The organism is Proteus vulgaris, assembly GCF_016647575.1.
GTDB classification, from domain to species: Bacteria; Pseudomonadota; Gammaproteobacteria; order Enterobacterales; family Enterobacteriaceae; genus Proteus; species Proteus mirabilis_B.
Genome location: NZ_CP032663.1, coordinates 2,469,440 through 2,492,732 on the forward strand (window position 1 = coordinate 2,469,440; position 23,293 = coordinate 2,492,732).

Annotated in this window: 18 protein-coding genes; 6 read left to right on the forward strand and 12 right to left on the reverse strand. The window is 36.3% G+C overall.

Annotated features, from left to right (window positions below):
- Positions 1–2 precede the first annotated feature (2 nt).
- From D7029_RS11515 to D7029_RS11535, 5 genes are all read right to left on the reverse strand, one after another.
- A complete protein-coding gene (locus D7029_RS11515; RefSeq protein WP_228766674.1) occupies positions 3–1,382 on the reverse strand; it encodes a fimbrial protein in 1,380 nt (459 codons plus the stop codon).
- Complete coding sequence (locus D7029_RS11520) at positions 1,379–3,898, reverse strand: fimbria/pilus outer membrane usher protein (protein WP_194950753.1); 2,520 nt, start codon at positions 3,896–3,898, stop codon at positions 1,379–1,381. Before D7029_RS11520 ends, D7029_RS11515 begins: the two co-directional genes overlap by 4 nt.
- A gap of 25 nt (positions 3,899–3,923) precedes the next feature.
- The gene (locus D7029_RS11525) at positions 3,924–4,649 is read right to left on the reverse strand and encodes a molecular chaperone (RefSeq protein ID WP_088495249.1); all 726 of its coding nucleotides are present in this window, start codon (positions 4,647–4,649) and stop codon (positions 3,924–3,926) included.
- Positions 4,650–4,712: 63 nt separating this feature from the next.
- Positions 4,713–5,243, reverse strand: coding sequence for a fimbrial protein (locus D7029_RS11530; RefSeq protein WP_088495248.1), 531 nt, complete (start codon positions 5,241–5,243; stop codon positions 4,713–4,715).
- A gap of 650 nt (positions 5,244–5,893) precedes the next feature.
- Positions 5,894–6,340 (reverse strand): DUF6386 family protein, encoded by a 447-nt coding sequence (locus tag D7029_RS11535; RefSeq protein WP_194950754.1) that lies wholly within the window; start codon positions 6,338–6,340, stop codon positions 5,894–5,896.
- 358 nt (positions 6,341–6,698) lie between these two features.
- On the opposite strand from D7029_RS11535, the gene D7029_RS11540 reads away from it, so the two are divergent.
- Positions 6,699–7,535, forward strand: coding sequence for a hypothetical protein (locus D7029_RS11540; protein ID WP_194950755.1), 837 nt, complete (start codon positions 6,699–6,701; stop codon positions 7,533–7,535).
- 239 nt (positions 7,536–7,774) lie between these two features.
- A complete protein-coding gene (locus tag D7029_RS11545) occupies positions 7,775–8,605 on the forward strand; it encodes a hypothetical protein (RefSeq protein WP_194950756.1) in 831 nt (276 codons plus the stop codon).
- Between the two features lie 119 nt (positions 8,606–8,724).
- On the opposite strand, the gene putP is transcribed toward D7029_RS11545, so the two are convergent.
- On the reverse strand, positions 8,725–10,209 hold the full coding sequence (gene putP, locus D7029_RS11550) for a sodium/proline symporter PutP (protein ID WP_194950757.1): 1,485 nt from the start codon (positions 10,207–10,209) through the stop codon (positions 8,725–8,727).
- A 468-nt stretch (positions 10,210–10,677) separates the two neighbouring features.
- On the opposite strand from putP, the gene putA reads away from it, so the two are divergent.
- Positions 10,678–14,646: a trifunctional transcriptional regulator/proline dehydrogenase/L-glutamate gamma-semialdehyde dehydrogenase gene (putA, locus tag D7029_RS11555; protein ID WP_194950758.1), complete on the forward strand. Its 3,969-nt coding sequence runs from the start codon at positions 10,678–10,680 to the stop codon at positions 14,644–14,646.
- A gap of 438 nt (positions 14,647–15,084) precedes the next feature.
- Here the strand turns inward: putA and fliZ are convergent, their stop codons facing one another.
- The 4 genes from fliZ to D7029_RS11575 form a co-directional block, all read right to left on the reverse strand.
- Positions 15,085–15,615: a flagella biosynthesis regulatory protein FliZ gene (fliZ, locus tag D7029_RS11560; protein ID WP_075673009.1), complete on the reverse strand. Its 531-nt coding sequence runs from the start codon at positions 15,613–15,615 to the stop codon at positions 15,085–15,087.
- Positions 15,616–15,673: 58 nt separating this feature from the next.
- A complete protein-coding gene (locus tag D7029_RS11565; RefSeq protein WP_036912728.1) occupies positions 15,674–16,396 on the reverse strand; it encodes an RNA polymerase sigma factor FliA in 723 nt (240 codons plus the stop codon).
- A 441-nt stretch (positions 16,397–16,837) separates the two neighbouring features.
- Positions 16,838–17,956, reverse strand: a complete 1,119-nt coding sequence (locus tag D7029_RS11570; RefSeq protein WP_194950759.1) for a FliC/FljB family flagellin — start codon at positions 17,954–17,956, stop codon at positions 16,838–16,840.
- A gap of 316 nt (positions 17,957–18,272) precedes the next feature.
- On the reverse strand, positions 18,273–19,436 hold the full coding sequence (locus tag D7029_RS11575) for a FliC/FljB family flagellin (protein WP_194950760.1): 1,164 nt from the start codon (positions 19,434–19,436) through the stop codon (positions 18,273–18,275).
- A gap of 387 nt (positions 19,437–19,823) precedes the next feature.
- Between D7029_RS11575 and fliD the strand changes: the two genes are divergently transcribed.
- Genes fliD through fliT form a run of 3 tightly spaced genes read left to right on the forward strand, consistent with a single transcriptional unit; the run spans position 19,824 to position 22,045 of the window.
- On the forward strand, positions 19,824–21,254 hold the full coding sequence (gene fliD, locus D7029_RS11580; RefSeq protein WP_194950761.1) for a flagellar filament capping protein FliD: 1,431 nt from the start codon (positions 19,824–19,826) through the stop codon (positions 21,252–21,254).
- 20 nt (positions 21,255–21,274) lie between these two features.
- Positions 21,275–21,673, forward strand: a complete 399-nt coding sequence (gene fliS / locus D7029_RS11585) for a flagellar export chaperone FliS (protein WP_023581844.1) — start codon at positions 21,275–21,277, stop codon at positions 21,671–21,673.
- An 18-nt stretch (positions 21,674–21,691) separates the two neighbouring features.
- Complete coding sequence (gene fliT / locus D7029_RS11590; protein ID WP_088495238.1) at positions 21,692–22,045, forward strand: flagellar protein FliT; 354 nt, start codon at positions 21,692–21,694, stop codon at positions 22,043–22,045.
- A gap of 160 nt (positions 22,046–22,205) precedes the next feature.
- Here fliT and D7029_RS11595 read toward each other — a convergent pair whose 3' ends face one another.
- Both D7029_RS11595 and D7029_RS11600 read right to left on the reverse strand, forming a co-directional pair.
- Positions 22,206–22,670: a GNAT family N-acetyltransferase gene (locus D7029_RS11595; protein WP_194950762.1), complete on the reverse strand. Its 465-nt coding sequence runs from the start codon at positions 22,668–22,670 to the stop codon at positions 22,206–22,208.
- Positions 22,671–22,923: 253 nt separating this feature from the next.
- Positions 22,924–23,205 carry a hypothetical protein gene (locus D7029_RS11600; protein WP_075673016.1) on the reverse strand — a complete coding sequence of 94 codons (282 nt, stop codon included), beginning with the start codon at positions 23,203–23,205 and terminating at the stop codon, positions 22,924–22,926.
- Positions 23,206–23,293: the final 88 nt, after the last annotated feature.

The window sequence follows — 23,293 nt, forward strand, 5'->3', positions numbered from 1 at the left end:
ATTTATTGCACCTGTATAATCACTTGTAATGTCGCATTAAATTTACCCGCAGTTATTTTCTCTCTCGGTAGCGCTTCTAATGAGGCATATAATGTTTTAGTTAAATCGGCAATACCATTATTAAATGAGACCGAACTAGCATCATCATAAACAGGATACCAACCATAGCCCTCACCTTGTCCTTCATTGGCTAATGTTGATAATAAATTTAATGCCATACCTGATGGGCGATATATTCTTACACCAACTCCTTTTGCCATACTGGAGTCAGTACCATAACCATCGGTCACTAAATGGGTAATTGCAGCACCATTAGGTACTGTTAATCCTAATTCAATTGCCTTATTAACATTTGCAGGTCTGGGTAAAAATCCCATTGCAGTTTGCCCTGCTCCTGTTCCACTAGAAATATTACTCATACCATCACTCGCCGGTGGTGTTAATTGGCAATAAAAATCAATAGTAATAGGTAAAGTCACTTTTTTACCACTTGCTAACTCATTAATAGTGACCAATGGGAATGAAACATAAGGCGTAACATTTCGTACAAAACAAGTGGATGCATTACGAATATAAATACGGCGAGACATGTTTACAGCAGCAGGCCAATAAGCATAAAAGCCATGATAGTTTGTCGCGTGATCTGAACCATCTTTTAATAAATAAGAGTAGTTGGAACTTTGAAAGGCGATATAACCGGCAGGTTGGTTAATAAAAGTAATTAAACCACTACTTGATTGTGCAGGTGGCATATCACTTGTTCTTTCATAGTTAATCTTAAATAACTCGACTTCCATATTAGAGAAATTTTTTGCTTTTACTAAGATCCATCCTTGGCTATCTCTTTCTAAATTCTCTAAAGCGCGAGATTTCCAATAGCGACTATAATATTCGCCTGTAATGGTGTTCTTAATACGAATACCTAACCCTCTTGCCAGACTAATGTAAGTATCATTTAAGCCTAATGCTGGATTAACTAAATTTTTGCCACCATAGCTATAATCACCATTAGTTGAGTAAAATTCTCTTAATTTACCCTCTTCATCGGCAGTGCAACGAAATAATATTTGTTCGGGATCGTAAACCTCATAACCTGCCTCAAAAAAAGAGACAAAGCCACTTGCCACTAATGTACCGGGAATTTGAAACTGATCGTTATTGACATTGATTACTTTTGGAGTACTTCCCATTGATCCTGAATCATCCCGAGCACCTTGCCAATTTTTTGCTGAACCTTTACCAGGCTCGGTATAAAGCACATTATTAGGATTTGTCGTCGTGGTTGTTATTTTATAACATGTTGCCAAAGCTAAAGAAGGAAATAGCATCAATGCCAATAAAATAGAGGACTGACAAGAAAGTAAACAGCGATTTAATTTCATAAGCATTGACCTGATAATAAAATGAGTTTATCGGCTTCTTTTTCTTCTGGTATTGAGTAAGCGATTTGGCAACTATCTTCATCTTTACCAACAGTCAGTGTCCCGTTTCTATTTTCAACCCTGACATAAATTTGGTTGCTTTGCCCCACCATACCAACAATATGTCTATCTTTATCATAAACATTTTCACCTAATGCCAGTTGGTTTTCAGGCTTAACCGAAATCAATACAGGATATCCGATTTGAGTTTTAAAGACGATTTTAGTACTTGAGCCTGAATATGGTGCTATTTGCTTGGTGTTTTCCAGTAACTCGATATTGTTATTCCTAATATTTTTCCCATCCAAGCTAACATTATTATATTGGTAAGGGACAAGAGAAGGCACTATGGCATAACCAAAGGGATCTATGCGTGCCCCCATACCATTACTCACACTCGCGCCACTTGCACCTTTTGCTTCTACTAAAGCAAAAGAATCACTAATACGAGGCCCTAACGTTACCCCACCACTGTGTGCGACTAACGCACCTTGAATACCCACACTGCCTTGAGTGTAATGTTTACCATTAGAGATACTGCCCGATAACGTGGTAAAAGGAAGCTGTTTAATTAAATGTAAACCACTGCCCACCGCTCTATTTTGTGTGTCGTAATCTGCATTCACACTATAAGAAAGTGTTTTATCTTCACCTAAAAGTCCTGATAAATTCGTTTGATAACTCGAATCATCACTAGAATGGCTAGAAGATAGCGATAGCATTGGTGAATAATCAGAACGTCCTAATGGCATAGAAACAGATAACATCACCATATCTTCCGATATCGGGTCCGTTGTTATTGGTGTGAAGGTATTATTTGCCGTCATTTGTCCCGTTTTTTGGCGACTGTAGGCAAGGCTATAAGCTATATCTTTATAGGTATTTGAATAACCAATTTGATACTGAGCATCATGCCCTTTATTACCATAATAGTTACTGATAGAGCCTGAAATATAAAGTTGTCCCCAATTATCAAGAGACTGATTAACACTAAGTGTAAACTGGCTTTCTTGGTTATAGCTGCTGGAATTCCATTCCATGTCATTGCTTGCACTTTTTCTTAATCCCAAGACATCATTATATTCGCGAAAATTTTCTGTTGAATATTTATAACCTGCAAGTGTAATAACGGTATTTGTTGGGCTAAAAGTACGGCTATAACTAACGCCTAATCGCCCACCTTGATAATTTTTGCCGCCCACTTCCGCATTTGAAAATGCCGAATTAAAACCAATTGCCCCTAATTTTGTAGCAATAACAGAGCCGACAAATACTGCTTGATATTGATGTCCTACACGCATTCCTGTATTTAGGGTTACCGTATTATTCACACCATATTGCAGAGCGATATCTGAAAAATAACTATTTTCTGAACCGAAATTATTCACTTCGCCTGCGGTAAAATTATATTTAAAGCGACCGGCCCTTACTGACTCTGGTAATGCGGTAAATGGCACTGTGAAAGAAGAAACTTTACCATTACTTTCGTTAATTTCGACTAATAAATCCCCTTCATAACTGGTTGGATAAAGGTCATTTATTTCAAATTGTCCGGGAGATACCGTCGTTTGATAAATTTCAGTGCCATTTTGTTTTATCACTACACGTGCAGTAGTCGTCGCAATACCACGAATAACAGGCGCATAGCCTTTTTGAGAATCCGGCAACATTCTTTCATCAGACATTAATTGAATACCCTTAAATGCCAGACTTGAAAATTGTGCGCCTGTTGTATAAATATCGCCGACAACTAACATCGACTTTAATGTCAATAAAGGTTTTTGTAGATACGTTCTTATCCAATTAAATTCACTATTACTTCCCGATTTCGATGAGTTATAAGAATAAGACGCCTGTTGGCGAAATTGCCAAGTTCCCAGATTTACGCCCATGTTGACACTACCAAAACCATAGTCCGAAGTTTGTCCGTTCGATTTATTCTTATAGTAATTACCAGAATAATTGGTGAACAACATGGTGTTGCCTGCATCTAAATCTTCTTCATTAACATAACCTTGTGGTCTTCGTTTTAATAAGATTTGGGGCACTGCAATCATTATTCTAAAGTTAGAAGCATCAAATGAATCTACAATGTTTTTATCAATTTGGTTTAATACTAAACATTGACCATTATCTTGATTGATCTCGTTATCAAGCAAAATGCCCATTTCATCAATCTGTTGTTGATTAAAACAAGGCGTCACTTTACCTTTATCATTTAATTGAAAACTCACTGTTTTTCTTTCAAAAAAACGATTATTAATATATATATCAACATCGTAATCACCAGGCTCCACATAATTACTGTCATGAAGCTGATTAATGTTGATATTATTTTTGCTACCTAATAATAAAGAAGGATCAAATTCATAATCATCAGCAAAGGCAAAAGGCATTGATTGAATAAATAGAGAAAATGAGCCGATTAAGAATACGACTTTTATTCTCTTATTTAATTGTGCTGTGCTTTTTTCCATGAATTTCATTTCAATGCCATTTTTATTAATGAATTAAATCTGTCGCGCTATTCTGCCCACCTAGATCATTGAGGTATTTATAGGTCATTTTATCGGGTGAAAATGAAAGCTTCCCACCATTTTCAGCGACTAATACTTCTGTTGATAACGGAGAAACCATAGTTGATTTAAATATAAATTTTTGTCCCGAAGCATTAGTGGCTTCAAGTTGTGCAAATGACACAAAGAATGGTGAATCGTTTTTAATTTTTATATTGCCATTACTTTCTTTTGAGAATGATATTTGCTTCTCGATATTATTTAGCTTTGAGGCAATCGCTGTTGGGCGGTAAAATATTTTTAATCTATGATGCACAATAACCGTAAAGCTATTTCCTTCTTTTATGTCTTTATTCAGATCTTTAGGTGGAATTTGCGCCACATTTAAATAGAAAATAGATTCTTTATCTTGTGGTAAGCCTTCGCCAGTATAAATTAATCGAGCGTCTCTCCCTGTTTTAGGATCAATACGAAAAACTGGGGGCTGAACAACAAAAGGCGCATCTGCATTATCTGGGGTCGAATTAGGATTATTTTTATCCGCCCATATTTGCATAATGTAAGGGATTTCATCGTTATTCATAAACTTTAAAACTTCAAAGCGTGAATCTGATGAATATACAATACGTGTTTTTAACATGGTGACACTAGAATACGATGCTGTGCTATAACTTAAGAAAAATACGGCAATTAACATTATTATTTTTTTCATTACTTCTCTTCCTCTTATATAAATAGAAAAATGTCTCCTTTATATAAAGGAGACATATAAGCATTATTGATAAGAAATAGAGTACTGCACGCTACCTTCTACTTTGCCTGCTGTTGCAACATCATCAGCATAATAACGCACAGCGTAATCATAAGATGCTGATTTTTCGTTTGCTTTTAATACTAAACCTTCGTTACCTACACCAGTTAAATCAATTTTAGTGCCTGTTTTCGCAGGATCAATAATTTCTAAGCTTACGTTGTTATTTGCTGCAGTATTGCCAATACGACCTTCTGTTGTCAGATTATTAGCAATAAAAATAGTTTTAATATTTGTATCTGTTGGTTTAGAACCTGTACAACCACTCACTGCGATAGTAAATGGTGTTTGACCTGCTGTTTTACCCGCAGTATCTAATGCAGTTACAGGCACTGTAGGTAATAAAACAACTGGAAGCGCTGAATTACCATTAACAGTTACAGTACAAGTTTCATCAGAAACTTCACCTTGAAAGCGAATGGTATTATCAGAAGCTGCATAAACTGTTGATGAAAAAACACCTGCGATCATCGCAGCAAGAAGTATTTTATTCATAATAAAACTCTCTCCGGTAATATATCTAAATAAGTTATTTTGGGATTTTAATAAATGAAAAGGCAGACACGAAATAAAATAGGTTCAATAACCTTATTTCATGTTTATTACGTACTAATATTTAAGTATGTATTATTATCGACTTATTTACTCATAAAATGCAACTATCTTCATCATATATAGCGGTTAATACGTATATATCTTTCGATTTTAAGCATATTCTTATAGTCTAAATACGACTATTACGCATTTTTTAACAAAAAAATGTTAATTTTATTAGGGTTAATATCAAAAATAATATTATTTTACTTTAATTTGATATTTGTCATTTTTAATAAAAAAATACCAATCATTCATTAATTATTTTTAAATTTAAAAATAAAATCGTTTCTATTCTTTATTTGATTATCTAATAATTACTTATATCACTATTTTCTTTCAGAGATATTTAAATTAGATTAATCAATTAATATTTAGTTAATTGATTAATCTAATTTATAATCAGCATATTCGTTATATCAAATTTAATACAACCATAGATTGTTTAATTTATTTTTATTAACTTATTAATAAAGTATAATGATGATATTTTTAAATAACGTCATCTTTTCACTCGTTATTATATTTTTATATTACCGTTATATATTTCTTTAATCTAAACGTAAAACATTCTCAAATTTATTTGCTTTCGATTTACTTGGGGTGATAGAAATACAAAGTCTGTTTTCTGCCTTTTTTAATAAAACCTCATAATCTCCTACAGAGAGAAAAATAATTTCTCCGGCACGATACTGTGGATCATCTGGCTCTAAATCACCACCAGTTGTATCCTCCCCTGCGCCAATAAAAATTTCACCTGATGGGCAACTGATATTTATTTTTACATCTGGATCTTCGATGTTGTCGCATAGGTTTATTGTGTAAAAACCATCATTACCTAACCCAATAAATGCAATATTACCTTTGTTCATTTCCTCTAATTCATCGTCTGGTATGCTCCACCAATCGGCTGTATCTGATTTTCTATGTTGGATTGCTTGTAAATCAAAAATTGCCAGAGTTGCTGTATCAGTCATAAAAGAAAACACGTTTGACATCTTAATGCTCCCAAAACAGTTCTAAACGTACCAAAATATCTTTTCTCTTTATATACCGGTTAATCATATAGGATTTTATCTATACTATTTAGCAAACCAATTCCCTATACTAGACCTATATTTTATAAATCAAAATGTAGCTTGAATTCATATACTCTAAATAATTCAAGATGCCGCTAGGCGACAGGTGAATGAGTCTCTAGGAGCATACACAAGTATGCGACTAGTGCGAATGAACGCAGTCAACAACACTGCAACTTGAAGTATGACGAGTATAAAAGTATGTGACTAATGCGAATGAGCCTAGTCAACAACGCTACGACTTGAAGTATGACGAATACATAACATGGACGGTCTTATGAAATCACAACTACTCCTTATCACCTTTTCCCTTTATGCAGTTTCCTCATTTTCAGCAATCGCGGCTTCAACTCAATGCACCGATATTGAAAAACAAACCAATATTGCCAATAACGATATTATATTGCTCAGTTCTTATAACGGTCCGGTTAAATCAGTCACGATGACAAGCACCATCCCCCATGACGGCCGTTTTAAAGCATTTAAAGGTGAAATTCACTTTGATGAGTGTGGAAAGTTATTAAAAGATAGCACATCAATGCAGGAGTACTTTGAAGGTAATGTAGAAACTAATTTAATAAGAACATTACCTAATAACCCTTCTGTTATCCGATATCAATTCCAGAGAAAAAATGCCTACGGCTCACACTCTATCTATATGCAAGAAACCTATCATAAAGATGAGCAGAACCGCTTCAACAAAAAAGTAATTCAATATTACTCAAATGATGGCGCTTTACTGGATACAGTCACCAGCCAATTCGACTATAAAGACGGGCGCATTATTAAAGAAACTAGCAAATCGTCTGATCCTACAACTAAGATTATCACAACAGAGTACAGCTATAATCCTCAAGGAAAACTACAATCTGTAATAGAAGACGGCAAAATAAATGTAGAGTATCAATATGATCCTGAAGGAAAAGTTGTGACTCAATCGAACTATATCAAAGGCATTAATGGAGAAGATAAAGCCTTTATCACTACTTGCCTTGAATGGGACAAATTTGCTAATTGTTCAAAAGAAGAACTTGAGAGTACGATTAAATTTGATGATGAGGTGGTGAATTTTAGTAAGGCTATGCTTCATAACGAGTTTATTTACTACGAATAATATTTATATTATGTTTTTTGTATCAAATTTAAGTTGATAATATAAAAATCAGACTATCAAAAATAGACTGGTTTTTATATTTATTACATATATTCTTATCTATAGTTAGTATCTATAGTTAGATACCCCTCGTGATACTTTCATTAAAAAACAATTTGTGTAAAACTACTTAAATCAATTAATGATGAATATGCTTTATCGCATGTTCTCTTTTAATAAAATTTAAGATGGTTCATTATATGAAATTTCCATTATTTTTTATTTTTTCTTTATGCACACTTTTTATTACATTTCCTGCTTCTGCGATATCAACATCTTGTGAGCAATCACAAAAACAAGTGAATGCATCTAACAATATGTTCATAATGATTGATTTCAATTATGGCCCAATAAAAACAATTATCACCACCAGCAAATTACCTGAAAAAGGCCGACTTAAAGCCTTTAAAGGAGAGGCACAATTTGATGAATGTGGCGTTCTTACTAAATATGATTTTTCTACACAAGAATATATTCATGAACATATTGAGACAAATCTTTTAAGAATGTCTACACCTTATAACATTAAGTATAAATATCAGTTAAAAAACAGACATAGAACACACTCTCTTTATCTAGTTGAATTTTATGGAAAAAACAATCAAAATCAGTTGATAGATAAAACCTCTCATTTTTATGATGATGATGGCTCATTAATTGGCACTGACTTTGCTGAACTAATATACAATAATAAAAAAATTGTAGCAGAAACAATTATTAAATCCACGGCTGAAAATCAAGGCAATTCAATTAAATATTATTATGATGAACAAGGGCGTCTTTTAAAAGCGATGGATCATAGTGACGTTATATTAGAATTTAATTATGATAAAGATGGTCGAATTTTGCGCCAGATGCAAATATTTACCAGTCTATATGATGATATAAGAGAATATGACAACACCTGTCGAGAATGGGATAAATATAATAATTGCTTAATCTGGGATATGGTAAGTGAAGTAAGAAAAGATGATAAATTAATCGACACTAGTACTGCCACTGTCTACCATGAATATGAATATTATGAATAAGTTACCAGTGTTATAAATTTAAAATCACACTCTATTTTTAGTTTATTATGATATTACATAACAAAGGCCACCTTATTAAATTAAAGTGGCCTTTTATTTATCTAATTTTCTATATTTTATTATGTATTCTGATATTGAGTTTCAGCTTCATCAAAGCGTTGTTGGTTTTCTTTGCTTGGCGCTTTGCCCATTAAACTAATAACAACGATAGCGATAGAGGCAAAGATAAAACCAGGAATAATTTCATATAAACCAAACCATTTATATTGCATCCACACTAACACGGTCAAAGCACCAATCAACATTCCGGCAAAAGCACCATTACGGGTCATACGTTTCCACAGAACAGAAATAAGGATCACAGGACCAAAGGCGGCACCAAAACCTGCCCACGCGTTACTGACTAAATCAAGCACCTTATTGTTAGGATCACGCGCTAAGAAGATGGCAATAATCGCAACTAATAACACCATGCCACGCCCTACCCAAACTAGCTCTTTTTGGCTCGCACTTTTGCGAATAAATGGTTTGTATAAATCTTCAGTTAACGCACTTGCACAGACTAATAATTGACAGCTTAGTGTACTCATTACCGCTGCTAAAATTGCAGATAATAGAATACCAGCAATCCACGGATTAAAGAGCAGTGAAGCCAGCTCCATAAAGATACGTTCATTTTTAGCCGTTACCGCACCCGCTTGTGCTGGATTCATTTCAAAGTAAGCAATACCAAAGAATCCAACCGCAACAGTTCCCCCTAAACAGAGGATCATCCACGTCATACCAATACGGCGAGCTTTACGAATAGTTTGGTTAGAATCAGCCGCCATAAAACGTGCAAGGATATGAGGTTGTCCAAAATAACCTAATCCCCATGCCAATAATGAAATAATGGCGATAAAATCAAGCCCTTTAAACATATCCAAATAAGATGGATCTTTCGCTTTAATGATAGCAATAGAAGTATCAATGCCACCTACTGAGAAAATAACAATAATAGGTGTCAAGATCAGAGCAAAAATCATTAACGTTGCCTGAACAGTATCAGTCCAACTTACAGCAAGAAAACCACCTAAAAAAGTATATGCAATCGTTGCAAGTGCACCATAAATCATCGCTTCGTGATAAGGAATATGGAATGTAGATTCAAACAACATTCCACCAGCAACTACACCTGATGCACAATAAATAGTAAAGAAAGTAAGAATAACAAGTGCTGAAATGATACGTAGCATTTTGCTTTTATCATCAAAACGCGATGTCAAATAATCGGGTAACGTTAATGCATTATTGTTTTTCTCAGTTTGCAAACGTAAACGCCCAGCAACTAAACGCCAGTTTAGCCACGCACCTAAACAGAGCCCGATAGCTATCCAACTTTCTGAAATACCGGCGAAAAAAACCACGCCCGGTAATCCCATCAATAACCAGCCGCTCATATCTGAAGCACCCGCTGAAAGCGCAGTAACAACACTGCCCAGTCGCCGACCGCCAAGAATATAATCATCAAAGTTTTTTGTTGAACGATAAGCAAGGTAGCCAATAAAAAGCATACCCAAGATATAGATCGTAAATGTAATTAGCATTGGCGAAGTTAAGGCCATAATTGCAGTTCTCCATAAATCTGTTTCCGATCATCGGTATGCTTTTGACTTGTACAGGAACGTTGCACTTCGTTGCGCATTAATGATCTTTTCAGTTTTTAATTAAAATAATTTCTTACAGCAACAGATAAAGCATTCACATCAATCCTAGAATAGGTTAACTGCATTTAACAAGAAATTAACGTTTAAATGTTTAAATTTTGTTTATGACTTCACACTATTTGTCTTAATTAGAAGACACATTATAAATGTAAACATCAATAAGATAAATATAATTTATTGATTTATATATAAATATATAGAAAAAATAAATTACACTATTTTTAATCACTCACAAAACCTGACTACTTTCACATTATTTATAAATAAATTGTTAACAATGTTGCACAAAGTTGCAACATGAATGATATTAATAAAAATAACGGGTAACTGTACTTGCGAATTAGAAATAGAATATAGGAGCACTGCATGAGTAGCACAACAATGGGTGTTAGACTTGATGAAGAAACCCGCAATAGATTAAAAGAAGCTGCACAGAAATTAGATAGAACATCGCATTGGTTAATTAAGCAGGCTATTTTCGATTATCTAGAACAAATCGAAAATGATCAGGTTAATCTTGGTAACTCAACATTTGCAGAACAAGATATTGATGAAAGCACTGAAATACCAATCGCTCATTATCAGCCATTCTTAGAGTTTGCTGAACATATTCATCCGCAATCTGTTCTACGCTCAGCAATTACTTCTGCATATCGGACACCTGAAACACAAGCTGTACCTATGTTATTGCAACAAGCGACATTACCTGAAAATGAAGCCCAAGCAACGCATAAATTAGCCTATTCCATCGCCGAAAAATTACGTAAACAGAAAAATGGTGTTGGACGCTCAGGGCTAGTTCAAGGTCTATTACAGGAATTCTCACTTTCTTCACAAGAAGGTGTCGCCTTAATGTGTTTAGCAGAAGCTTTATTGCGTATTCCTGATAAAGCCACTCGTGATGCACTTATCCGCGATAAAATCAGTCATGGAAACTGGCGCTCACACTTGGGACAAAGCCAATCTATGTTTGTGAACGCGGCAACATGGGGCTTATTATTCACAGGCAAATTAGTTTCGACCCATAATGAAGAAAAGCTATCTAACTCTTTAAATCGCATTCTCACCAAAAGTGGCGAGCCATTAGTTCGTAAAGGCGTTGATATGGCGATGCGTTTAATGGGCGAGCAATTTGTTACTGGTGAGACTATTTCTCAAGCACTCGCAAATGCACGCAAACTTGAAGAAAAAGGCTTTAGCTACTCTTATGACATGTTAGGAGAAGCCGCATTAACAGAGAAAGATGCACAAGATTATCTAGTCTCTTATCAACAAGCCATCCACGCAATTGGTAAAGCCTCTAACGGCAGAGGTATTTATGAAGGTCCTGGAATATCTATCAAGCTTTCAGCATTACATCCTCGTTATAGCCGTGCTCAATATGAGCGTGTTATGTCCGAGCTTTACCCTCGCCTACTCTCATTAACATTACAAGCAAAGCAATACGATATTGGTATTAATATCGATGCAGAAGAAGCTGATAGACTTGAGATTTCACTCGATCTACTTGAGAAACTCTGTTTTGAACCTGAATTAGCAGGTTGGAATGGTATTGGCTTTGTTATTCAGGCTTACCAAAAGCGTTGTCCATTAGTTATTGATTATGTGATTGATTTGGCACGTCGTAGCCGTCGTCGCTTAATGATCCGTTTAGTAAAAGGTGCCTATTGGGATAGCGAAGTAAAACGCGCTCAAATTGATGGTCTTGAAGATTATCCTGTCTATACTCGCAAAGTGTATACCGATGTCTCTTACCTTGCCTGTGCGAAAAAACTACTCGCATCACCTAATTTTATTTATCCGCAATTTGCTACACATAATGCGCACACACTGTCAGCAATTTATCATTTAGCGGGTCAAAACTATTACCCCGGACAATACGAGTTCCAGTGTTTACACGGTATGGGTGAACCACTTTATGCTCAAGTTGTTGGTAAAATTGCAGACGGGAAACTAGGTCGCCCTTGTCGTATTTATGCGCCCGTAGGAACTCATGAAACATTACTTGCCTATTTAGTGCGTCGCTTACTTGAAAATGGGGCGAATACGTCATTTGTAAACCGAATTGCTGATACCACAATTTCTCTTGATGAATTAGTGGCAGATCCGGTCAAAGAAGTGAATAGAATGGCTCAAGCCGAAGGCCAAGTTGGACTTTCTCATCCTAAAATTCCGCTTCCTCATAAACTGTATGGTGATGAACGTAAAAACTCACCGGGCATTGATATGTCAAACGAACATCGCTTGGCATCACTTTCTAGTGCCTTATTAACATCAGCAACTGAAAATATACATTGCGAACCTTTATTAGGTGATACGTTTAATTCTTCAGAGAAAACACAAGAACCTCAATCTGTGTTAAATCCAGCCAATCATGCTGATATTGTCGGTACAGTAAGAGAAGCAACAGAAGCCGAGGCAGATTTTGCCTTAACCATTGCTCAAGAAAAAGGTGAAATCTGGTTTGCTACACCACCAGCGCAAAGAGCTTCATTTTTGATCCGTGCTGCGGAGTTAATGGAACAACAAATGGGCCCTCTTATGGGAATACTCGTGCGCGAAGCAGGTAAAACTTACAGTAATGCGATTGCTGAAGTCCGCGAAGCCATTGATTTTCTCTACTATTATGCAGCTCAAGTCGCTCAAGACTTTGATAATAATACACATCGACCTTTAGGGCCTGTGGTTTGTATCAGCCCTTGGAACTTCCCATTAGCTATCTTCAGCGGACAAATTGCGGCAGCTTTAGCAGCAGGTAATACCGTTCTAGCAAAACCCGCAGAGCAGACACCTTTAATTGCATCGAAAGCCGTTGCGCTTTTCCATCAAGCAGGTGTTCCTTCTTTTGCACTACAACTGCTACCGGGGCAAGGTGAAACCATTGGTGCACGCTTAGTGGCTGATGAGCGTGTTCGAGGTGTGATGTTTACAGGTTCTACGGAGGTTGCTCATATTTTACAAAAGACCTTAGCGGGTCGATTAGACAGCGAAGGTCGCCCAGTGCCTTTAGTGGCAGAAACGGGGGGCTTAAATGCCATGATTGTTGATTCATCTGCATTAACAGAGCAAGTGGTAACTGATGTAATGGCATCCGCTTATGATAGTGCTGGTCAACGTTGTTCTGCTTTACGTCTGTTATGTATTCAAGAAGAAGTGGCTGAGAGTACTATCGAGATGCTTAAAGGTGCGATGGCTCAAGCAACAATGGGTGATCCAAGTTTACTATCTACAGATATTGGTCCTGTTATCGATAAAGAAGCAAAATCAGGCATAGAGAAACATATTCAATCTATGCGTACAACTGGCTTCGAGATTTATCAAGCATCACACAATAGTTTGTCAAAACACGCTGAAAGTAACAGTACCTTTGTTCCGCCGACTTTAATTGAATTAGATAAAGTCAGTTCATTGAAGAAAGAAATCTTTGGCCCTGTGTTGCATGTTGTACGTTATGCAAGCCAAGATTTACCTGCATTATTAGAAGAGATTAATGCAACCGGATACGGGTTAACAATGGGCGTTCATACACGTATTGATGAAACCATTGCTTATGTTGCCTCAAATGCCAAAGTCGGAAATTTATACGTTAACCGTAATATGGTTGGCGCAGTTGTGGGTGTTCAGCCTTTTGGTGGTGAAGGATTATCGGGTACGGGTCCGAAAGCAGGCGGCCCTGTTTATCTATATCGCTTATTATCTAAACGCCCTGAAAATGCCGCAACGCAAACATTAGCACGCCAAGATGAAACACTTCCTCTTGATACTTCTATGCGTAATACGTTATTACAGACTTATCATAAGTATATGGAATGGCTATCAAACAAAGCGGATAAACCACACTATGAAGCTTTAGAGAAATATGCCCTTGCATCACAAGCAGGAACACTGCGTGTATTACCGGGCCCTACTGGCGAACGCAATACTTATCAATTAGTCCCTTGTGGTAATGTGTTGTGTATTTCAGATAACGAGCAAGATGCATTGACTCAAATTGCCGCTGTTCTCGCTTCTGGTTGTCATGCTGTTGTGGTTAATAGCCCATTCTCACAAAAAACATATCGTGAATTACCTGATAGTGTCAGAAAAGCCATTACATTGACTGAAAACTGGAATGATGAGTCACTGAAAATAAATGCGGTGATTTACCATGGTGATGGTGACCAATTACGTGAAACTTGCCAGAAAATTGCTCAACGCAAAGGAGCTATAATTTCTGTTCAAGGATTCTCTCGTGGTGAAACAGGTATATTGTTAGAACGTTTACTACATGAAAGAGCATTAAGCATTAATACAGCGGCAGCTGGAGGTAATGCAAGCTTAATGACGATTAGTTAATTTCCCCTTCTCTTTCTCTCCTTGTCTTTGAGACCACCTTTAAAGTCTGTTTTCTTAAAGGTGGTTTTTTATTTTGCTACCCTATTATTTCTAAAGAGATAGTTAAAAGTGTTATTTTTTTAATGCTGTGACTATTCTCACCCTTTTTATATTTATTATTCGCGACGAATTAGTTTAGTAAATATACTTACGTCCAAGTCAACCTAGAAGTTGATTTAATTATATCTTTATGAATACCTGAAACTTGCGCCCCACTGTGGGCGCTTTTTTTTATCTATTGATGCAATTTACTCAGTACAACATTGCTTTTCATCGTTGATAGATAAATTTAGAAATAAAAAAGAAATTGAGTAAGAAAAAATAGGAAGGATTTAGAATTAATAGAAAAGAAAAAGGAGCAGGCTAGGCTACTCCTTTTAAGGTCTCTCTTGAGCGCAATTAGTGACTGCTACTCATTGATGGGGGCTCTTGGCACCAATCAAGATATTGCTCGTACTTACGTAGTGCAATATTGTAGTTACTAAATGCAGAGGGAGTGAGCTTTTTACTCAAGTCTGACTGAATTTTCTCTGTCGTAAACTCTTGACGAGGAAAATTAGTTGAAGTCAGTAATTCATCGAGCCGACGTAAACGAACCACATACTCACGAACAGTACTGTGGCTCATCTCCGTTTGTTCAAACAAATACTGCTTAAAAGACATAATGTCAAAGTAGTCAGTTTCACTATTACAGTAAATCTCACTACAAAAACGGCATAGCGCAGAGAACTTCTCTTGTAACGTTTCCCACGTTTCATCATCAATTAAATCCGTCATTTCAGAAATGGCTTCTTTATTGATAACTTGGCGATTGAATACGAGAGAGATCCGATCAAGCGCCTTGTGGCAATGTAGACAATGAGTCTGGCTGTGTTTATAGTCTTTAATGTAACGGCTTAGCGGCCGTTTCTTTTGTGTTGAAACAGACATAAGAGATAAAGCCCTGTGTTGTAGTCTTAATAAACAAAAACAAAAATAAGCAAAACTTCTATTTCTCTGGGTTTAAGCGTGCTCGCAGCCTTTTTATGGCTTGGCTGTGTAGCTGGCTCACGCGGGATTCCCCGACATTAAGCACTGCGCCTATTTCTTTCAAATTAAGTTCTTCCTGATAATACAGTGTAAGAACCATTTTTTCCCTTTCGGGAAGCAATTCTATCGCGTCTATGACTCTTTGGCGAATATCACTTTCTAATAACATCTGTAATGGATTGTCATCATGATCTTCGTCTTGAGACGGTTCACAGCTTTCACCGTAAATTTCATGCCATTCGTCATAAGAGAACAATTGGCTGTTATTCGTATCCAATAGGATCTGCCGGTATTCTGCTAACTCAATCTGCAAATGATCAGCAACTTCCTGTTCTAATGGTGGTCGTCCTAGATCCTGCTCTAATTGATGAATAGAATGCGTTACTTCTCTTGCATTGCGACGCACGCTACGTGGCGCCCAATCTCGACTGCGCAGCTCATCTAGCATAGAGCCACGGATACGTTGAACAGCATAAGTGGTAAAGGCAGCGCCTTGCATTGAGTCATAACGCTCAACGGCATTTAGCAGCCCAATTCCACCTGCTTGCAAAAGATCATCCAATTCAACACTCGCAGGTAACTTGACCTGTAATCGTAATGCTTCATGGCGAACCAACGGGACATATCGCTCCCAGAGGCTATTTTTGTCCATCACGCCTTCGGCGGTATACAAATCACTCACAACAAAAGACACCTTTGGATAAAAGACCGGAAACCATTATCTGGCGAAATAGATTTAGCAATCGGCTGAACAGTGAAGCAAAAGCGCCTCTTTTTCACCTATGCCAAATTTTCAGCAAAAGTTGGGTTTTCATTGATAAATTAATTTGTCATTGCATTACGAGAACTACTTTACCTTAAAACACTCGGTCTTAATCCTTAGAAAAACCGTTAATTAAATTGATATTTTATCTCATTAAAAGAAATCAACGCATTGAATATGCATTCTGTTCATAAAAAAATAACATATAAATCATAGTATTTTATTTTGTAAGATTTTAGCGTCTAATTGGCGAGTTAAAATACTCATAAATGATTAATTAAAAAAACGATTGTTTTGATGAAAAAACACCCACTACAAAAATTGCAGTGGGTGTCAATTGAGGATTATTTAAAGAGAAGATTAACGTAATAGAGAAAGAACAGATTGTGGAACTTGGTTTGCTTGAGCCAATACTGAAGTACCTGCTTGTTGCAGAATTTGTCCACGGCTCATATTTGATACTTCTGTTGCATAATCCGCATCTAAAATACGGCTACGGGAAGCCGATAAATTATTCACAGTGTTATTTAAATTATTAATAGTAGATTCAAAACGGTTTTGTACCGCACCTAATTTAGAACGCGCTTCATCAACTTTATTAATTGCACTATCTAATGTTGCAAGTGCATCATCATTTACAGTGAGTGTTTTTACATCAACACCCGCATTGGCAGTAAATTCGTTAGTAGCTACTGCCGATGTTGCCTTGATCTTCACTTCATCATTTGAAGCACCTGTTAACTCGAGGTCAGATGCTGAAACTAAATAGTCTTTAGAATTAGCATCATCATGATAGATATATTTTCCTTTGACTTCTTTACCATCTTCTTTATAGGTAGATAAAGTGTCACTACCTGACATTTTAGTTGCGCCTGTTAAAATTGAACCAAGATCACCTGTTGGCACAGCAGTCCCTACTTCAGTCACACCTTTTTTAGTCGTTGTTTCGGTATATAACTTATCGTTTCCCACCCCTAAAGTGTCATTATCAATTTTATCCAATTTAAATTTAATCGTTTCTTTATCATTGGTACCGACTTGGATTGTCATTTCGGTATCGCCATTCAACACTTTCACACCATTAAATTGTGTTTGTTCCGAAATACGATCAATTTCCGCAAAACGTTCAGTGACTTCATTTTGAATAGAACTAATATCAGAATTTGAATTAGTACCGTTTTTAGCTTGAACAGTCAGTTCACGGATACGTTGTAAGTTGTTATTAATTTCATTTAATGCCCCTTCAGTGGTTTGAGCAACTGAAATACCATCATTTGAATTACGAGAGGCTTGAGTTAAGCCGTTAATGTTTGAAGTAAAACGGTTAGCTATCGCTTGACCTGCGGCATCATCTTTTGCGCTATTGATACGTAGACCAGAAGACAAACGCTCAATCGCTGAGCCTAAAACACCTTGTGATTTATTTAAATTATTTTGAGTCACTAAAGACAGGTAATTGGTATTAATAACTTGTGCCATACGATATTCCTTCGACTTGATTTTAAAAATTTTTTTCATGAATAGGTTTGTTATTACGCCACGGTAATAACGTTGCCTAAACACTATCGTCATCAATTTCGAGGGTTTTACGGTTTTTGGCGTCGCGAAAATAGCAATAAAAGCCAGTCAGTTAATTTTTAAGAACTTATTGATTTAAAAGAAAAGAGAATTAAATTGAGAAAAAAATAAAAACTAAAAAAGAGTGGGTTTAAATATAAAACACAAAAAACAAAAAAAGGCCCTCTTGCGAGGACCTTTTGGATATAGAAAGGTATCTTTTGTGTCAGTGTACGAATTAACGTAACAGAGACAGAACAGTTTGTGGTACTTGGTTTGCTTGAGCAAGTACTGAAGTACCAGCTTGTTGCAGGATTTGACCACGGCTCATGTTAGAAACTTCTGTTGCATAGTCAGCATCTAAGATACGGCTACGTGCAGCAGATAAGTTGTTAACAGTGTTGTTCAGGTTATTGATAGTTGATTCAAAACGGTTTTGAATCGCACCTAAAGAAGAACGCATACCGTCAACAGTGTTGATTGCATCATCTAAAGTTTTCAGTTGAGCTTCTGCTTTAGCTTCTGCTTTAGTTACGTCATCAGCAGTTGCAACTTCAACTTCTTTCAGAGAAGAGAACTCAATAGTTTTAGCATCTGTAGCTGCAGCTGGGTTAGTCACTTTCATGTCAGCTTTAAACGTAACATCTTTCTTGTTACCATCAGCATCTTCAAGTTCTGCAGTGATGTAATGTTGACCATTTTTATCAACACTTGCAGATTTGATAGTTGCGTCAGTATTAGTGTGACCTTTGTAATCTACAGTGATTTTACCTAAGTCAGCAGCAACTTTACCATCAGCATCAGCTGGAGCTAATTCAGCAGCAGTTTTAGCAGTTAAATCAGAAGCTTTAACACCACCAAATGCTTCTGCACCAACTTCTAATTCGTCAACTTTCAGCGTTTTGCTGTCAACTTTTTTCAGTTCAAATTCAATTTTTTCTTTGTCGTTAGTACCAACGTGAACGGTCATTTTTTCTTTTTCGCCGCTCAGTACTTTAACGCCGTTGAATTGAGTTTGTTCAGAAATACGGTCGATTTCTTTTAAACGCTCGCCAACTTCTTCTTGGATTGATTTGATATCTGATTCTGAGTTAGAACCGTTTTTCGCTTGAACTGTTAACTCACGGATACGTTGTAAGTTGTTGTTGATTTCGTTCAGTGCACCTTCAGTAGTTTGAGCGATAGAGATACCATCGTTCGCATTACGTGCTGCTTGAGTTAGACCATTTACGTTTGAAGTGAAACGGTTAGCAATCGCTTGACCCGCTGCATCGTCTTTAGCGCTGTTGATACGTAGACCAGAAGACAGACGCTCGATTGCACTTCCTAAAGCTCCCTGAGATTTGTTCAGGTTGTTTTGAGTTACCAGAGATAGATAGTTGGTATTAATGACTTGTGCCATAGCTAGATTCCTTTAAAATCAAGTCGATAAAATAAAAGTTTGCCTATTCATTTACGGTGTCAATCACCGGCAACAAGTTTATCGGCACCCCACATACAACCTTTAATTTTTCCTACAAATATTTCTGCAATTTTTTATAGAATTAATATCAAGTCAATGATAAATAACGAAATTAATTTATTATTTTTTTATTCATTTTTTATCAATTTTCGTCTTAACCCTTTTCTTACCCTTCTAAATTCGACTTTGGTCATCAATAGCAATAAAAGGCTTCTATATGGCAGCCTGTTTACGTCATCAAAAATACCAAATAGACGTAAACTTTTCGCCGATTCTACCGATAACGGTTTTTGAGGATTATTTTACGAACACAGAAAGGAGACCGGTATGGCTGGTATTGCTTCACTAGGCGTGGGCTCAGGGATGCCTCTTAGCCAAACATTGGCACAATTAGAGGCGGCGGAAAATAAACGCCTTGAACCCCTAGATAAACAGATGAAAAGCTACGAAGCGCAAATTACCGCTTACGGTAAGATCCGTAGCCAACTTGATAAATTACAGAAAGCTTCTGAAGATTTAAAAAAATTCGATAAAATTGTTGCCACGAAAGTTGATGATGAGTTTGATGCTTTTAAAGTGACTACTGACGGTAAAGCTAGTGTAGGTAACTATACTGTTTCAGTAAAAAAACTTGCTCATGCACAAACATTAAAATCAATTCCAGTTAATAACGTAAAAAGCCAGATTGGAGAAACGTTAGGTGCAGGTAAAACACGCACATTAGTAATAACCCAACCTGGTGAGAAAGAACCTTTACGCATTGAACTAACCGATGAACAAACTTCAATGATTGAATTGCGTGATGCAATCAATAAAAAAGAAGGTAATGTTTCTGCTTCAATCGTTAAAGCTGAAGATGGTGTTAACCATTTGATCCTGACTTCTCGTAAAGAGGGTACGGATTCAATGATGACGATTAAAGTTGAAGGTGATGAAGAACTAAATAAGTTCTTATCTAATTCACCCGACGCGGATAGTGCACCACATACATCAGGTATGAAACAAATCGTTGCTGCAAATAATGCACAGTTAACGATCAATGGTATTGATATTGAGCGTCAGACCAATGAGATAAAAGATGCCCCTGAAGGTATTGTTTTAAATCTAAAGAAGACGACGGATAACAATAAAGAAGGTGTTGATAAACCTGAAATAGTGACTGTTGCTCGTGATATTGAGCCAATGAAAAAAGCCATTAAGGCTTGGACTGACGCTTACAATGAGTTAAGTAAAACGTATAAAGATCTCACCAAATATACCCAAGTTGAAAAAGGTGAAGAGTCGGCAAAAGACAACGGTGTGTTATTAGGTGATAGTACTAGCCGTATGATTATGTCTGAGCTAAAAAGCTTTGTGACTAGTTCACAAAATACCTCAGATATAGATACCCTAAATAAAATGGGGATTAAATTTAAAGTCGATGGCACATTAGAAATCGACAATAAAAAACTGGATGAAGCGTTAAAAGAAAAACCGGCTAACGTGAAAGAGTTTTTTATGGGTGATGGTAAAGAGACCGGTTTTGGTACACAAACCTATAATTACCTAAAGAAAACCCTGCAATCTAATGATGGTACTTTAGATATTGCCACTGATGGCGTAAAAAAACGCAAAAAAACATTAGATAAGCAAATTAAAAATACGGAACGCAATATTGCGGCTACGATGGAACGTTATAAAAACCAGTTCCAACAGTTAGATAAAATGGTCAACTCCATGACTAACTCCAGTGCCTCAATTGGCCGTCTATTAATGTAATTTTTTAAAAGTAGGACACTATGTATCAACAATCAGCCAGTAAAATGTATGCTCAAATCGACGTTGAAAGCGAGATTTTAAATGCCACGCCTTACCAGCTGATCCAGATCCTATTTAATGGGGCGCTTAGCGCCCTTCGCCGTGCTTTAATCTTAATGGAGCAAGGAAATATCGCTGGTAAAGGCGAAAATATTTCTAAAGCCATTAATATTATTGGTAACGGATTAAAACAAGGTTTGGATAAAGAGAAAGGAGGCGAGCTTGCAGAGAATCTGGAGCTCCTTTATGACTATATGGTTAATCAGCTACTCGATGCTAACTTAAAAAATAATCCAGAGAAAATTCATGAAGTCATCAAGCTCTTAACTGAAATTTCTGATGCTTGGCAACAAATCGGCACACAGATTAATTCTTATTAAATTAGAGTGGACAACAATATGGATATTATGGCGGCTTACGAGCAGGTTTTAAAATCAAGTGAGCAAATGTTAACGCTTGCCAAAGATCAGCAATGGGACAAGCTGATAGAAATGGAAATGGATTATTTAAAAAGCGTAGAAAGTATCACTAAGATGATAAAACCTGCTGACGGTGAGCTGAGACTACAACAACGCCTCACGGATATGCTAAAGAAAATCTTAGAAAACGAAAATGAGACGCGAAATTTATTACGGGCTCGTCTAGATGAGCTTGGTATATTAATAAGACAGACTGAACAAGAGCAGAGGGTACAAAATAGCTATGGTCAGTTTACAGAACATAGTTATTATCCTGATCTCAATCTTAAATAACTCTCCTCTGCGCCAAAAGCGGTTTTATTAGCTAATGGCGTCTTTACTTAGAAAAAGTCACTCTTATTATTCAGCTTAACTTGTTATCGGTAACGTAAAAATCAACGGTTACCCTTTTATATTTTTATTTTTTTGCTTTTTTGTTTTCTTGTTTTTTTGGTTACATAGATTGTACAGATTGCACTAAAACCATATCAATATGTGGAATGTTGTCTTCAAGATACGTTTCTGAATCGATAACAAAACCATGTGATTGATAAAATGAAACTAAATATGCCTGTGCCATTATTTTTATTGTATGGGTATTAAATTGACGGCACGTAGTTGCAATCGCCTCTTTTATTAACTGATGCGCAATACCACTTCCCCGCTGATTTTGAGCAACAATCACCCGCCCTATTGAGGCTTCTTTAAATGCGATGCCTTGAGGCAACAGACGTGCATAAGCAATAAGTTTCTGGTTATTTTCTTCTTTGGCAAACAAGTGCAATGTATTTTGATCTATCCCATCCAGATCTTGATAAGCACATTGCTGTTCACAAATAAAAACCTGATTTCTTAATGCCAAAATGGCGTAAAGCTCATCTGTCGTGAGTTGTGAGAATGATTTTAAAATCCAATTCATGCGCTTTATCCCGCAGTTTAAAGTAATAAAAAACAATCAATGATAATGCAATATCATCGACAAGAACTTTGTTTCATCGCTTGGTTTAATATAAAGAGTGAAATAGTGATGTTGATAGTACGTTTTTATAGTAAAAACGCAGAAGGGTAGAGACTTAATGCAGAAAAATCGGCAATAAAGCCGTAAACCTAAATACGTTCAGACTCCCCACGAGCCTTGATAACTTCTCTTATAGACTTCTATAAAGATAATCTTAAAGTCGTTCTAACCCTTTCCACGCTCTATTTTTTACTTCAGTCACTAAAATGGCTGGATTTAAGGTTATTTTTTCTGCAATTGAAAAAGCCAACTCGATAACTTCTTTGTGATCTTTCGTTTCTGTATGGTAATTAAACTCTGCAAGAGGCAGAACATATTTACCTTTCAAACCATCAATCTCTTTTTTAAATCCTTCTTTTACCATCTTTTGTGTTAATAACACATAATCTGCATTTTCAGGATCGGATAACTCAACTCTAACAGTAAACTCAGGCATAGAAACCTCCTACAGTCTGTCTATGTCTAATAAAATTCTGTTAGCTCTCGAAAGGAAGTATATTAAATCAACAATCATTTTCCTAGTA

What these genes read in the sequence shown, in the direction of transcription:
- fliS (WP_023581844.1), top strand. Translation starts at nt 21,275, where the DNA reads ATGTATCAACAATCAGCCAGTAAAATGTATGCTCAAATCGACGTTGAA.
- D7029_RS11525 (WP_088495249.1), bottom strand. Translation starts at nt 4,649, where the DNA reads ATGAAAAAAATAATAATGTTAATTGCCGTATTTTTCTTAAGTTATAGC.
- D7029_RS11515 (WP_228766674.1), bottom strand. Translation starts at nt 1,382, where the DNA reads ATGAAATTAAATCGCTGTTTACTTTCTTGTCAGTCCTCTATTTTATTG.
- D7029_RS11600 (WP_075673016.1), bottom strand. Translation starts at nt 23,205, where the DNA reads ATGCCTGAGTTTACTGTTAGAGTTGAGTTATCCGATCCTGAAAATGCA.
- D7029_RS11520 (WP_194950753.1), bottom strand. Translation starts at nt 3,898, where the DNA reads ATGGAAAAAAGCACAGCACAATTAAATAAGAGAATAAAAGTCGTATTC.
- D7029_RS11575 (WP_194950760.1), bottom strand. Translation starts at nt 19,436, where the DNA reads ATGGCACAAGTCATTAATACCAACTATCTATCTCTGGTAACTCAAAAC.
- fliZ (WP_075673009.1), bottom strand. Translation starts at nt 15,615, where the DNA reads ATGTCTGTTTCAACACAAAAGAAACGGCCGCTAAGCCGTTACATTAAA.
- putA (WP_194950758.1), top strand. Translation starts at nt 10,678, where the DNA reads ATGAGTAGCACAACAATGGGTGTTAGACTTGATGAAGAAACCCGCAAT.
- fliT (WP_088495238.1), top strand. Translation starts at nt 21,692, where the DNA reads ATGGATATTATGGCGGCTTACGAGCAGGTTTTAAAATCAAGTGAGCAA.
- D7029_RS11595 (WP_194950762.1), bottom strand. Translation starts at nt 22,670, where the DNA reads ATGAATTGGATTTTAAAATCATTCTCACAACTCACGACAGATGAGCTT.
- D7029_RS11535 (WP_194950754.1), bottom strand. Translation starts at nt 6,340, where the DNA reads ATGTCAAACGTGTTTTCTTTTATGACTGATACAGCAACTCTGGCAATT.
- putP (WP_194950757.1), bottom strand. Translation starts at nt 10,209, where the DNA reads ATGGCCTTAACTTCGCCAATGCTAATTACATTTACGATCTATATCTTG.
- D7029_RS11530 (WP_088495248.1), bottom strand. Translation starts at nt 5,243, where the DNA reads ATGAATAAAATACTTCTTGCTGCGATGATCGCAGGTGTTTTTTCATCA.
- D7029_RS11545 (WP_194950756.1), top strand. Translation starts at nt 7,775, where the DNA reads ATGAAATTTCCATTATTTTTTATTTTTTCTTTATGCACACTTTTTATT.
- fliD (WP_194950761.1), top strand. Translation starts at nt 19,824, where the DNA reads ATGGCTGGTATTGCTTCACTAGGCGTGGGCTCAGGGATGCCTCTTAGC.
- D7029_RS11570 (WP_194950759.1), bottom strand. Translation starts at nt 17,956, where the DNA reads ATGGCACAAGTTATTAATACCAATTACCTGTCTTTAGTGACTCAAAAT.
- D7029_RS11540 (WP_194950755.1), top strand. Translation starts at nt 6,699, where the DNA reads ATGAAATCACAACTACTCCTTATCACCTTTTCCCTTTATGCAGTTTCC.